15 protein-coding genes and 1 tRNA gene are annotated in these 12,305 nt (G+C 73.6%); 12 read left to right on the forward strand and 4 right to left on the reverse strand.

The annotated features are described in order from the left end of the window. Positions 1-46: 46 nt before the first annotated feature. The gene (locus VM95_RS19430; RefSeq protein ID WP_045698522.1) at positions 47-1,021 is read left to right on the forward strand and encodes a helix-turn-helix transcriptional regulator; all 975 of its coding nucleotides are present in this window, start codon (positions 47-49) and stop codon (positions 1,019-1,021) included. Here VM95_RS19430 and VM95_RS19435 read toward each other — a convergent pair. Both VM95_RS19435 and VM95_RS19440 read right to left on the reverse strand, forming a co-directional pair. Further along, complete coding sequence (locus tag VM95_RS19435) at positions 1,006-1,890, reverse strand: hypothetical protein (RefSeq protein WP_045698525.1); 885 nt, start codon at positions 1,888-1,890, stop codon at positions 1,006-1,008. The two genes, VM95_RS19430 and VM95_RS19435, sit on opposite strands and share 16 nt — an antisense overlap. A gap of 5 nt (positions 1,891-1,895) precedes the next feature. After that, positions 1,896-2,414 carry a YbhB/YbcL family Raf kinase inhibitor-like protein gene (locus VM95_RS19440; RefSeq protein WP_045698527.1) on the reverse strand — a complete coding sequence of 173 codons (519 nt, stop codon included), beginning with the start codon at positions 2,412-2,414 and terminating at the stop codon, positions 1,896-1,898. Between the two features lie 82 nt (positions 2,415-2,496). On the opposite strand from VM95_RS19440, the gene VM95_RS19445 reads away from it, so the two are divergent. Then, a complete protein-coding gene (locus tag VM95_RS19445) occupies positions 2,497-3,171 on the forward strand; it encodes a rhomboid family intramembrane serine protease (RefSeq protein ID WP_052706453.1) in 675 nt (224 codons plus the stop codon). Positions 3,172-3,263: 92 nt separating this feature from the next. Beyond that, positions 3,264-4,430 carry a hypothetical protein gene (locus VM95_RS19450; protein ID WP_045698531.1) on the forward strand — a complete coding sequence of 389 codons (1,167 nt, stop codon included), beginning with the start codon at positions 3,264-3,266 and terminating at the stop codon, positions 4,428-4,430. A gap of 1 nt (position 4,431) precedes the next feature. On the opposite strand, the gene VM95_RS19455 is transcribed toward VM95_RS19450, so the two are convergent. Then, the gene (locus VM95_RS19455; protein WP_045698533.1) at positions 4,432-6,018 is read right to left on the reverse strand and encodes a helicase HerA-like domain-containing protein; all 1,587 of its coding nucleotides are present in this window, start codon (positions 6,016-6,018) and stop codon (positions 4,432-4,434) included. Between the two features lie 179 nt (positions 6,019-6,197). Between VM95_RS19455 and VM95_RS19460 the strand changes: the two genes are divergently transcribed. Both VM95_RS19460 and VM95_RS19465 read left to right on the forward strand, forming a co-directional pair. Continuing rightward, positions 6,198-6,494 (forward strand): type II toxin-antitoxin system VapB family antitoxin, encoded by a 297-nt coding sequence (locus tag VM95_RS19460; RefSeq protein ID WP_030061387.1) that lies wholly within the window; start codon positions 6,198-6,200, stop codon positions 6,492-6,494. A gap of 272 nt (positions 6,495-6,766) precedes the next feature. Beyond that, positions 6,767-7,456: a LytR C-terminal domain-containing protein gene (locus VM95_RS19465; RefSeq protein WP_244178851.1), complete on the forward strand. Its 690-nt coding sequence runs from the start codon at positions 6,767-6,769 to the stop codon at positions 7,454-7,456. Between the two features lie 78 nt (positions 7,457-7,534). Here the strand turns inward: VM95_RS19465 and upp are convergent, their stop codons facing one another. Beyond that, positions 7,535-8,170, reverse strand: a complete 636-nt coding sequence (upp, locus tag VM95_RS19470) for a uracil phosphoribosyltransferase (RefSeq protein WP_045698544.1) — start codon at positions 8,168-8,170, stop codon at positions 7,535-7,537. Between the two features lie 163 nt (positions 8,171-8,333). On the opposite strand from upp, the gene VM95_RS19475 reads away from it, so the two are divergent. The 7 genes from VM95_RS19475 (at position 8,334) to VM95_RS19500 (ending at position 12,256) form a co-directional block, all read left to right on the forward strand. Beyond that, positions 8,334-8,570, forward strand: a complete 237-nt coding sequence (locus VM95_RS19475) for a hypothetical protein (RefSeq protein ID WP_244178849.1) — start codon at positions 8,334-8,336, stop codon at positions 8,568-8,570. A gap of 237 nt (positions 8,571-8,807) precedes the next feature. Continuing rightward, a complete protein-coding gene (locus VM95_RS19480) occupies positions 8,808-9,365 on the forward strand; it encodes a tRNA adenosine deaminase-associated protein (RefSeq protein ID WP_045698547.1) in 558 nt (185 codons plus the stop codon). 51 nt (positions 9,366-9,416) lie between these two features. Next, complete coding sequence (gene tadA / locus VM95_RS19485; RefSeq protein WP_052706456.1) at positions 9,417-9,944, forward strand: tRNA adenosine(34) deaminase TadA; 528 nt, start codon at positions 9,417-9,419, stop codon at positions 9,942-9,944. A gap of 68 nt (positions 9,945-10,012) precedes the next feature. Beyond that, positions 10,013-10,099, forward strand: a tRNA-Ser gene (locus tag VM95_RS19490). A gap of 449 nt (positions 10,100-10,548) precedes the next feature. Next, positions 10,549-10,713 carry a hypothetical protein gene (locus VM95_RS43315; protein WP_167352939.1) on the forward strand — a complete coding sequence of 55 codons (165 nt, stop codon included), beginning with the start codon at positions 10,549-10,551 and terminating at the stop codon, positions 10,711-10,713. A 97-nt stretch (positions 10,714-10,810) separates the two neighbouring features. Further along, positions 10,811-11,104 (forward strand): Dabb family protein, encoded by a 294-nt coding sequence (locus VM95_RS19495; protein ID WP_045698549.1) that lies wholly within the window; start codon positions 10,811-10,813, stop codon positions 11,102-11,104. 369 nt (positions 11,105-11,473) lie between these two features. Continuing rightward, positions 11,474-12,256, forward strand: coding sequence for an RNA polymerase sigma factor SigF (locus VM95_RS19500; RefSeq protein WP_244178852.1), 783 nt, complete (start codon positions 11,474-11,476; stop codon positions 12,254-12,256). Positions 12,257-12,305 lie beyond the last annotated feature (49 nt).

Below are 12,305 nucleotides of genomic sequence, written 5' to 3' on the forward strand. Positions count from 1 at the left end.
CATCTAGGTCAGTTCCTGTCCCAGTTCGTCCGGCATGCTGGGAGGCATGACCGACACCCCGGCCCGGCTGCTGACCCTGCTGTCCCTGCTGCAGACCCCGCGCGAGTGGCCCGGCAGCGAACTCGCCGAACGCCTCGGCGTCAGCCCGCGCACCATCCGGCGCGACATCGACCGGCTGCGCGACCTCGGCTACCCGGTGCAGGCGACGCTGGGCGCGGTCGGCGGCTACCGGCTGGTCGCGGGCACCGCGATGCCGCCGCTGCTGCTGGACGACGAGGAGGCGGTGGCCATCGCGGTCGGGCTCCGGGCGGCGGCCGGGCACGCCGTGGTCGGCATCGAGGAGGCGTCCGTCCGGGCGCTCGGCAAGCTGCTCCAGGTGCTGCCGAGCCGGCTGCGGCACCGGGTCGGCACGCTGAACACCGCCACCCTCCCGCTCCCCGGGGACGGCCCGACCGTCGACCCGGAGGACCTGACGGTGCTCGCGAACGCCGTCGCCAACCGGGAGCGGCTGCGCTTCGCCTACCGCGCCTACGACGGCGCCGAGACCCGGCGCCTCGTCGAACCCGAGCGGCTGGTCTCGGCCGGCCGCCGCTGGTACCTGGTCGGCTACGACCTCGACCGCGACGACTGGCGGCTGTTCCGCGTCGACCGGCTGAGCGAGCCCTTCGCCACCGGCGCCCGCTTCACCCCGCGCCCGTTGCCCGCCGAGGACGCCGCCGCGTTCGTGGCGAGCAAGCTGCGCCGCCCGTCGGCCGCCGTCGAGGTGGTCGCCACCGTGCACGCCCCGGCGCGCAGCGTCCGGGCCCGCTTCAAGCCGAACGACTCCGAGATCGAGCCGATCGACGAGCACAGCTGCCGCCTCCGCTCGCGCGCCGACTCCCTGGAGTACACGGCGATGCGGTTGCTGATGCTGGACTGCGCCTTCGAGGTGCACGAGCCGCCGGAGCTGCGCGCCCACCTGCGCGGGCTCGCCGAGCGCGCCGACCGGGCGGCGGGGACCGGGCGTCAGGCCGAGACCTGATACCAGCCGTTCCCCGCGCGGAACCACAGCACGCCGTCCCGGCCGTGCGCGCGCTGCCGGTCCAGTTCGCCGGACAGCCCCACCCGTCGCTTCGCGGTCCGCTTCCACTCCTTGCCGACGAGCAGGTGCCAGGTCAGCTCGCCGTCCTTGGTGAGGAAGACGCCCTCCCGGCCACGGACGGCGAACCCGATCGGCAGCCGGACCGGGCTGCGCGTCGTGGTCGACGCCCCGCCGACCGGGTCGACCCGGGTGAGGTAGCTGCCCGAGGAGCTCGGGTACCAGGCCAGCCACGCGCACCCGCCCTCGGTCGCACCGGCCAGACCCTCCAGCGGTTCGCCGGGCAGGCCGCTCGGGCTCCACACCGCCCGGCCCGCCGTGTCGGCGGCCCGCAACCCCGCGGCGGCCATCGGGTGGTCGCCGAAGATGCCCTCGTCCCCGTAGGCCATCCAGATCCGGCCGTCCCGGTCGGTCACCAGCACGGGCATGTCGTCGCCGAGGGAGAGCTCCGCCTCCGGCGTCCCGTCCGGGCCGAACACGACGCCGTTGGGCAGCCAGCCGTCGTCCTCCTCGTCGGCCCGGTAGTCGGCCAGCAGCACCCGCCGGCCCGGCAGCAGCGCCAGGTGGTCCGGTAGGACCTCGACCCCGGTGAGCGGCACCCGCCACTCGCCCTGCCGGCCGAGCACCACCACCTCGCCGTCGTACGGCAGCGTCACGGACGGCCACGAGCCGGCCGGCGCCGTGTACTGCTCCGGCACCAGCAGCACGGCCAACTCGCCGTCCGGCCCGACCGTCCAGGCCCGGGCCCGGCGGCCGGCCGTCAGTTCCTCCTCGGGCAGCCGCCAGACCTCGACCGGACGATCGGGGGTCACGGTGCTCAGACCCCGTACTCGGCGGTCAGCAGCGCGCGGCCCAGCGTGTGGAAGGTCAGGTGGAATCCGACCTGCGCCGGCGGGGTGTCGGCGGTGACGTCCAGCTCCGCCACGTCCAGCGCGTGCACCGCGAAGACGTACCGGTGCGGCGCGCCGGGCGGCGGGGCGGCGCCGTCGTACTGGTTCCCCGGGAAGTCGTTGCGGCCGTGGAAGGAGGCGTCGCCGGGCAGGCTCGCGTCCGAGGAGCCGGCGCCGCGCGGCAGTTCGGTGGTGTCGGCGGGCAGGTTGAGCGCCAGCCAGTGCCACCAGCCGGAGCCGGTCGGCGCGTCCGGGTCGTAGCAGGTGACGGCGATGCCCCGGGTGCCCTCCGGCAGCCCCGACCAGGCCAGCTGCGGCGAGAGGTTGCCGCCGGCGTGGAGGAACTCCCGCGCCAGCGTGCCGCCTTCGGTGATGTCCTCACTGCTCAGCGGGAAGGACGGCACCTGCGGCAGGAACTCGTACGGCAGCGGCGGACGAACACTCATGGGGTGCACCTCTCGGGGTCGGACGACACGGATCACTGTAATGGGGTGCACGACCGATTCGGCCGCCCCTACAGTCGACGTCATGGCCTCCAAACTCGCCCAGTTGCTCTCGGATTCCCGCCGCGCGCTGATGACCATGCTCGGGATCCAGGCCGTCATCTGGACGGTGCAGGTGGTGAACTGGCTGGACGACTACGACCTGTCCCGGGACTACGGCCTGCGCGCGGAGCGGGTGGACGACCTGCCCGCGATGTTCACCATGCCGTTCCTGCACTTCAGTTGGGGCCACATCGTGGCCAACTCCTGGCCGCTGTTCGTGCTCGGCTTCCTGGCCGCCTACCGGGGCATGCGGAAGTTCCTGCTGGCCAGCCTGGTGATCACGGTGTCCGGCGGGCTCACGGTCTGGCTGCTGGCGGGCTCGAACACCGTGACGGCCGGGGCGAGCGGCATGGTCTACGGCTACCTCGGCTACGTGGTGCTGCGCGGGATCCTCGACCGCAACGTGCTGGACGCGGTCGTCGGCCTCGGCGTCGCCGCCACCTACTGGACGATCCTGATCGGCGTGCTGCCGGTCGCCCACGGCGTCAGCTGGCAGGGCCACCTCGGCGGGCTGATCGGCGGACTGGCGGCCGCCGCCCTGCTCCGCGACGGGGCGAAGCCGAAGCCCGCCCCCGCGTCCACCGCGTCCACCGCACCCGCCGCCTCGAACAGCCCCCACGCCGACCTGCTCAAGCAGCTCGACGACCTCGGCCTCTGAGATCCCTCCAGCGGGTGTCAGGTATAGACCATTCCCACCCCGGCGGCTAGCGTGGGCGGCGCACCAGCCCGCCCCCGCTCCGGAGCCGCACCGTGGAGTCGTCCGTCCTCGCCTTCGCCACCGACCTGCTCGACGAGGGCGCCGACGCCTTCTTCGGCAACCTCACCGACCGCGCCCGGGTCGGCGGCGTCACCCTCGCCTCGGTCTACCACGAGGCCCGCGACGTCTTCCCGCACAACCCCCGCCGGGTGGTCCGCTACCTGGAGCCCGGCGCCGCGTACTTCCGCCCCGACCCGGCCGCCTGGCGGGGCCGGCGCCTCGCGCCCGTCCCGTCCACCGCGATCGGCGAGCACGACCCCTTCGCCGAGGCCGCCGCGCAGGCCGGCCGCCGCAGCCTGAAGCTGCACGCCTGGACGGTGTTCTGCCACAACGACCGGCTCGGCTTCGCCCACCCCGACTGCTCCCCGGCCAACGCCTTCGGCGACCGCCACCTCACGGAGCTCTGCCCGGCCAACCCGGAGGTCCGGGAGTACGCCCTCACCCTGGTCGCCGAGCTCGCCCGGTACGGCGTGGACGCGGTCCGCGCCGAGTCCCCGCACTTCCACGGCCTGCGCCACGGCTACCACCACGAGCGCTACTTCGAGGAGCTGGGCCCGACCGCCGAGGCCCTGCTCGGCGTCTGCTTCTGCCCGCACTGCCGCGCCGCCGCCGTCCGCGCGGGCGTCCCGGCCGACGAGGTCGCCGCGGCGGTCCGGACGGAACTGCGCCGCCGGCTGGCCGACGAGCGGGCCGCCGCCGAGCCCGCCGACCTGAGCGCCCTCGCGGACGGCGCCTTCGCCGCGTACGTGGACGCCTCCGCCGCCACCGTCACCTCGCTCGCCGCCGACCTCACCGAGCAGGCCCGCCGGCACGGCATGCGGCTGAGCTTCATGGACGGCGGCGGCCCCGGCCGGGGCTGGCTCGCCGGCATCGACCTGCCCGCCCTCACCAAGGTCGTCGACCAGATCGAGACGCTCGGCTACGCGAGGACCCCGGAGGCCGTCCGGGAGAAGCTCGCCGCCTTCGCCCTGCACGGCGTCCGCCCGCAGGACATGGCGGTGATCCTGCGCCCGATGGCCGCCGACTGCGACGGCCCGGAGAACCTCGCCGCCAAGATCGCCGTCCTGCGCGAACTCGGCGTGCCCGAGGTCGAGTTCTACCACTACGGCCTGATGCGGCTGTCCTCCCTGGACCGGATCGGCGCCGCCCTCTCCGGCTGACCTACCGCCGCTTCCGGGACGTCCCGAACAGGCTGCGCGAGATCTCCTGCCCGAGCTGCCGCCCGGCCGAGCGGGCGAAGGACTTCACCGTCGGGTTGCTCAGCAGCGAGCCGAGCAGCCCGCCCGCGCCCTTCGCCTCCTCCCGCTCCTCCCGCTCCTCCCGCCCCTCCCGCCGCGGCGCGGGCTCGCGTTCGGGCTCCCGCGCCGGCTCGACGGGCTCGGGCCGCGCGGCGTCGGCCCGCGCCGTCAGCTTCTCGTACGCCGACTCCCGGTCGATCGCGTCCCGGTAGCGCGCCGTCAGCGGCGAGGCGTCGACGGCCGCCTGCAGCGCCGCCGCCTCGACCGGCCCCATCAGCGACTGCGGCGCGCGCAGCCTGGTCGCCGCGACGGGCGTCGGCGCGCCCTTCTCGGAGAGGACGGTGACCACGGCCTCGCCGGTGCCGAGCGAGGTGAGCACCGCGCTGAGGTCGTAGGAGGAGCGCGGGAAGGTCGAGACGGTGGCCTTGAGCGCCTTGGCGTCGTCCGGGGTGAAGGCGCGCAGCGCGTGCTGCACCCGGTTGCCCAACTGCGCCAGGACGTCGGCCGGCACGTCCTTCGGCGTCTGGGTGACGAAGAAGATGCCGACGCCCTTGGAGCGGATCAGCCGGACGGTCTGGGTGATCGCCTCCAGGAAGGCCTTGGAGGCGCCCTTGAACAGCAGGTGCGCCTCGTCGAAGAAGAACACCAGCTTGGGCTTGTCCGGGTCCCCGACCTCGGGCAGTTCCTGGTAGAGGTCGGCGAGCAGCCACATCAGGAAGGTGGAGAACAGCCGCGGCCGGTCCTGCACGGCGGGCAGTTCGAGCACCGAGACGACGCCCCGGCCGTCCGGGGCGGTCCGCAGCAGTTCGGCGGTGTCGTACTCGGGCTCGCCGAAGAACGCCCCGGCGCCCTCGTTCTCCAGCACGGTGAGCGCGCGCAGGATGACGCCCGCGGTGGCGGCGGAGAGGCCGCCGATGGTCTTCAGCTCCTCCTTGCCCTCGGGCGAGGTGAGGTGGCCGATCACGGCGGTGAGGTCCTTGAGGTCGTAGAGCTCCAGGCCCTTCCGGTCGGCGTAGTGGAACACCAGGCTGAGCGAGGACTCCTGGGTCTCGTTCAGGTCCAGCACCTTGGCGAGCAGCAGCGGCCCGAAGCTGGTGACGGTGGCCCGGACCGGGATGCCGGCGCCCTGACCGCCGAGCGCGTAGAACTCGGTCGGGCAGCCCTGCGGCGTCCACGGCTGCCCGACCTCGGCGGCCCGGGCGGCGGTGCGCTCGCTCGGCGTACCGGGCGCGCAGACGCCGGAGACGTCGCCCTTGATGTCGGCGAGGAACACCGGCACGCCCTGGGCGGAGAGCTGTTCGGCGATCAGCTGGAGGGTCTTGGTCTTGCCGGTGCCGGTGGCCCCGGCGACCAGCCCGTGCCGGTTGAGCACGCCGAGCGGGATGCGCACCTGGGCGTCGGGGTACGCGGTGCCGTCCAGCAGCACCGCGCCGAGGTCGAGCGCGGGCCCGGTGAAGGCGTACCCGTCGGCGATCTCGCGGACGGACGGCGGGGTGAGGGCGGAGGACATCGGCGCACACTCCTGAGCGACGGACGGCTGGCGGCTGGTGGCGAGGAAGGCGGGCCGCGACCGAACTTCGCGACATTTCCCATCAAACAGCCGCATTCGCCCGCCCGCAGCTCACACCCGGGGGCGTGGCGGCGCCGCGGCTGCTACGCCATTCGCCGTCCGAACGGTAGGCTTTCCGTGTGATCTTCAAGCGCATCGGCAATGGGCGGCCGTACCCGGATCACGGCCGGACGAGCACCCGCCAGTGGGCTGACGTCGCCCCGCGTCCGGTGCGGCTCGACCAGCTGGTGACCACCAAGGGCCAACTCGACCTGGAAACCCTGCTGGCCGAGGACTCGACCTTCTACGGGGACCTCTTCGCCCACGTGGTGAAGTGGCACGGCGACCTCTACCTGGAGGACGGGCTGCACCGGGCCGTACGGGCCGCGCTGCAGCAGCGCCAGGTGCTGCACGCCCGCGTCCTCGAAATGGAGTGACGGCCGTCCCCGGCCGCCTCACCCGCATCCCGGACCGCCCGACCGCCACCCCGCGGAGGGCGGTCCGCGCGTACCCGGACACCCGGCCGGGTACCCCCTTTCGGGTACCGGGATACTCCAGATGATGATCGTTTAGTACCTTCGCAGCCGGACGGCACTACGCTGCTGACTACGGCTACGACCTGGGATTCCGCCGCACCCGGCGGACACCCGCACCGGCCGACCCGTCATCCCGACCCCGCCCCGGCACGAGGGGGAGACAAACCGTGAGCATGTTGACTCCCCAAGGCCTCAAGGGGAAGCAGTACCGCGTCACCGGCAACGCCTACCCGCGGCTGGGCCGGCCCCCGAAGAAGAGCCGCAAGGTGATCGCGGCGCTCGCGGGCCTGCTCGCGCTGGCCCTGATCGCCCTCGGCGGCGTGCAGCTGTACGACATCTTCTCCGGCCGGAACAAGAACACCTCGGCGCAGGCCTGCGCGACCCCGTCCGGCAAGGCGCTGGCCGCCCCGACGCCGGGCGCCACCCCGGGCGCCCCGGGCGCTCCCGCCGCCGGCACCCCGGCCGCCGCCCAGGGCGACCCGCACGCGATCCCGAAGCCGGCCACCGTCACGGTGAACGTCTACAACGCCACCACCAAGGCCGGCCTGGCCGGGCGGACCGCCGAGGAGCTGAAGAAGCGCGGCTTCACCATCGGCAAGGTCGGCAACGCCCCGGCCGAGCTGGACAAGAAGGTGCCCGGCCCCGCCCAGGTGATCGCCGGCCCGGCCGGCGCCGGCGCGGGCACCCTGGTCGGCTCGCAGATCGCCGGGGCCGCCGTCACCGCCGACGCCCGCACCGACGCCACCGTGGACTTCGTGATCGGCGACAGCTACAACGCCCTGCTGGACGAGAACCAGGCGGCCGCCGCCCTCGCCCTGGCCGTCAAGCCCTCCCCCACCCCGACCGCCACCGGCAGCTGCTGACCCGCCGGCGGACGGACCCCGAACGGACGAGAGCCCCCCGACTCCGGTCGGGGGGCTCTCGTCCGTTCGGGGTGGGGGTCAGCCCGCGGTGCCGTACAGGCGGTCGCCCGCGTCGCCGAGGCCGGGGACGATGTAGCCGTTCTCGTTCAGCCGCTCGTCCAGCGCGGCGGTGACCACGGTGACCGGCAGCCCGGCCAGCTCCCGCTGCATCACCTCGACGCCCTCCGGCGCGGCCAGCAGCACCACGGCGGTGACGTCGGTGGCGCCGCGCTCGATCAGCATCTTGATCGCGGCGACCAGCGTGCCGCCGGTGGCCAGCATCGGGTCGAGCACGTAGACCTGGCGGCCGGAGAGGTCGTCCGGCATCCGGGTGGCGTAGGTGGAGGCCTCCAGGGTCTCCTCGTTGCGCACCATGCCGAGGAAACCGACCTCGGCGGTGGGCAGCAGCCGGGTCATCCCGTCCAGCATGCCGAGGCCGGCCCGCAGGATCGGCACGACCAGCGGGCGCGGGTAGCTGAGCCGGGTGCCGAGGGTGACCGCCACGGGCGTGGTGATCTCCACCTCGTCGGTGCGGACGTCCCGGGTGGCCTCGTAGGCGAGGAGGGTCACCAGCTCGTCGGTCAGGCGACGGAAGGTCGGCGAGTCGGTGCGCTCGTCGCGCAGGGTGGAGAGCTTGTGGGCCACCAGGGGGTGGTCGACGACGTGGAGACGCATGCATCGAGGTTAGCCCGCTCCCGGACGCGCGTACGACACGCCGTGCCAGGGCCGCTGACCGGGACGGGTCACCTCGCGGTGACACGCCGTGACACGCGGCGAATGTCCGGTCGGAAACGGATCCCGTGGTATCAACCGGGCCGAACTGGGAATGTCTCGACGCATGACGAGCAACCCGAAACCCGGGGACGGCTCGGCGGACGAGCCCGTCATCGGGGCGGGCCGGCGCTCCGGCCCGTCGCAGGACCCTCCGGAGACCGAGGCGGAGCGCCGCAAGCGGCGGGCCGTCTTCCTGCGCGAGCTCGCGGAGGCGCGCGAACTGCGCGAGCGGGTCCAGCCCCGGCGGACCAAGGAGCGGCGGATGCGCGAAGCGATGCGGATGCGAACGTTCCGGATCTGACCGGGCCCTCCGGGGCGCCCGGGCGCGCTCCGACACGCTCCGCACCGCACCGGTGGCACGCCGTCGCCCGCCGGTCGGGCCTTCCGACACGACCTGCGAAGACGCGCTGCCGAACACCCCCCGCAAGGGCGGGCTTTCTGTCACGATTCCGATGGGACGGTCCGAACAAGCGGACCGCCTCTGGCGCGGGGGCGGCCAGGATTCCGCGTCGCCCGTACGCGCCGACAGCCGAGACCGATGATCTTGGGAGTGTCCCTGGTGGCGTACTTCGCTGCAGTGCTTGCTCGCACCGAGGACGGGTGGGATGTGAGCGAGGCCGAGCTCGACGACGTCGAAACCCTGGCCGACCTGGCCGACCTGGCCCGCGACAGTGCCCAGGACGACGACAGCGTCCTGATCTTCATCGAACAGGAGGACGCCTGGTTCGCCATCGTCCGGGTGGACGGCGAGGAGGACCCGCGGATCTTCGTGTCGGACGGCGCCGCCGCCGCCCGCAGCTCCTACGGCTCCGTCCTCACCGACGAACTGGTCGACCAGGCCGGCGAGAGCGAGTTCGGCGACCTCGACCACCTGCTGGACGAGAGCGAGGACACCCAGGCCCAGGACGACGAGGACGAGGACGGCCGGGGCAGCGTCCCGGTCGGCCCGCTCGGCGACTCCCACCTGCTCACCGAGTTCGGCCTGGCCTCCGAGGACCTGCTCGGCCTCAGCGGCGAGGGCGCGGTGCCGGGCGACGCCCTGGAGGAGATCGCCGAGGCCCTGGGCTGCGGCGAGGTGCTGGAGGCGGTCCGGTAACGGCCGGTGCCCCGCACCGGCACCCGGGCCGGATGCCCGACACTGGATGCCATGCAGCCCGCATCCGCCGCGCAGACCGCACTCCGCATCGCCCCCCTGCCCGCTCCCGTCCGCCCCGACCCGGTCCGTGACCGCTGGGCGGCGCCGATGCGCCTCGCCATCGCCGAGGCCGCCCTGGCGCCGGCCACCGGTGACGTCCCGGTCGGGGCGCTCGTCCTGGGCCCGGACGGCGAGGTCGTCGGGCGCGGCCACAACGAGCGCGAGGCGGTCGGCGACCCGACCGCGCACGCCGAGGTGGTCGCCATCCGGCAGGCCGCGGCGAAGCTCGGGGAATGGCGGCTCTCCGGCTGCACCCTGGTCGTCACGCTGGAGCCGTGCACGATGTGCGCCGGCGCCATCGTGCTCTCCCGGATCGACCGGGTGGTCTACGGCGCCGTCGACGAGAAGGCCGGCGCGGCCGGCTCGCTCTTCGACGTGATGCGCGACCGCCGGCTCAACCACCGCCCCGAAGTGGTCTGGGGCGTCCTCGCCGAGGAGTGCGGCGAGCAGCTGCGCGCCTTTTTCGACACCCACCGCTGACCCCGGCCGCGGGCCGGCTCCGGATACGGATTTCGTGACCGCGCCACCCGTCCGGTAGAGTTCCCCTCGGTAGCGTGTCCGAGCGGCCAAAGGAGCACGCCTCGAAAGCGTGTGTGGGGGCAACTCCACCGTGGGTTCGAATCCCACCGCTACCGCTCGAAAGCCCGAGGGCCCGTCCGATCCGGACGGGCCCTCGGCGTTTCCGCGCACCCTCACACGCGAAAAAGGGCTCCGCACCCCGGGCCGATGACCACCGGTGCCCGGTCCGTGCGGAGCCTGAGGGGGGAGCGGCTCGGGGGGACTGACCGCTCCCCCTGCGGAGTTCCCACCACCGGGTCCGCGTCGGGGGAGAGTCGCGGCGCCCGGTCCCACAGCGGGGAACTCCGGTCCACGCACCGGGGATTCCTGCCAGATCCTCGGTACGTCGTCCATCCTGCCGCCCGGGCCGCCGCCGGGCACCCGGAGAAAGGCCCCACTCGCGGGGACCTTCGTCCCGCCGGGCGAACGCGTCGCACACTTGATAGCCCGTCCGGTGGATAAGCTGCCCCTGAGGGTCGCCCGGGGAGCCGATGACGGCGGCCCACAGCAGGGAGGAAGGTCACCGATGGCGCAGGCGAAGAAGATCGGCATCGTGCTCCTGCTCGTCTTCGTCCTCTACTCGATCATCACCTCGCCGGCGCGGTCCGCCGAGCTCGTCCAGCTGGGCTTCGAGGGCATCTCGAACGCCGCCAAGGCGGTCGGCACCTTCATGACCGGGCTGATCAAGTAGGCCCGGCCGGGCCCGGGGGCGGACGGCCCGCGAGCGGCGCGGACGCACCGGCTACCGTGGGCGGCACTTCCTGTCCCCGTCCGCGAGGAGCGGCATCGTGATCCGCCACCTGGTCCTGTTCAAGCTCAACGAAGGCGTCACCAAGGACGACGAGCGCGCGCTCGCCGGCGCCAAGGCCTTCGCCGAGCTCGGCTCGCTGATCCCCGAGCTGCGCGAGTGGGAGTGCGCCTGGAACACCACCGAGCGCGACATCGCGTACGACTACGCGATCAACAGCCTGGTCGAGGACCGCGAGGCCCTGCAGGCGTACCTGACCCACCCGGCGCACCAGGCCGCGGCGGGCCTGTGGCGCGAGTTCGCCACCTGGGTGATCGCGGACATCGAGGTCTGATCCCGGCACCGCGACAGGGCCCGGCGACGGGCCCCGCCCCCGCGGCCCGTCCCCCGGACGGCCCGCGCCGCCCCGCCCGGCCTCCGGGCGGGGCGTCCTGCTCTGTCCGGGAACGATCCTTGCGGCGCCTCGCCGCGGGGCCCGGCGCAGGTCGCACACCCCACCAACACACCTCCGCCGGGTACTTGCCCGAACTACGCCCACCTTGTGATGCTATGACCGGTTTTGCCGGACATGGCGAGGTGAGGAACCCGCCGCGACACCCGCTCCGCAGGGCCCGCCGTAGACGACTTTGGGAGGGGTGACGTGTCCGTGGACGATGTGCTGGCAGAGATCATCAGCCCGGCCGGCGAACTCCGCCCGGACGGGCTGCGCGGCCCCGGCGGGCGACCCGCCGTGGACGTCCGGACGCTGACCCGGGTGCTGTTCGAGCGGCTCGCCGAGCTGCCCCCGGACGCCCCCGAGCGGGAGCGGGTCCGGGCCGCGCTGATCGAGGTGAACATCCCGCTGGTGCGCTACGCCGCCACCCGCTTCCGCAGCCGCAGCGAGCCGATGGAGGACGTCGTCCAGGTCGGCACCATCGGCCTGATCAACGCGATCGACCGCTTCGACCCCACCCGCGGCGTGCAGTTCCCCACCTACGCGCTGCCGACCATCCTCGGCGAGATCAAGCGCTACTTCCGGGACAACGTCCGCACCATGCACGTCCCGCGCCGGCTCCAGGAGCTGTGGGTCCAGGTCAGCGGCGCGATGGAGGAGCTGACGGTGCTGCACGGGCGGGCGCCCAAGGTGCCCGAGATCGCCGCCAGCCTGCGGATCCCCGAGGAGGACGTCCGGGCCTGCCTGGACGCCGGGCGGGCCTACAACGCGGCCTCGCTGGAGGCGGCGCAGGAGCACGAGGGCGGGCTCGCCCTGCTCGACCGGCTGGGCTACGAGGACTCCGCACTGGCCGAGGTCGAGCACCGCGACATGGTCCGCCACCTGCTGGTCCAGCTCCCCGAGCGGGAGCGACGGATCGTGATGCTGCGGTTCTTCGCCAACCTCACCCAGTCGCAGATCAGCACCGAGCTGGGGATGTCCCAGATGCACGTCTCGCGACTGCTGTCGCGGATCCTGACGAGGCTTCGGACCGGCAACTCCTGGGAAGAGTGACATCGCAGCGCGTCACCCCGGTGTGACTTTTCGCGACGTTCGGGTTTGC

Origin of the sequence: Streptomyces rubellomurinus (genome assembly GCF_000961885.1) — a bacterium.
GTDB classification, from domain to species: domain Bacteria; phylum Actinomycetota; class Actinomycetes; order Streptomycetales; family Streptomycetaceae; genus Kitasatospora; species Kitasatospora rubellomurina.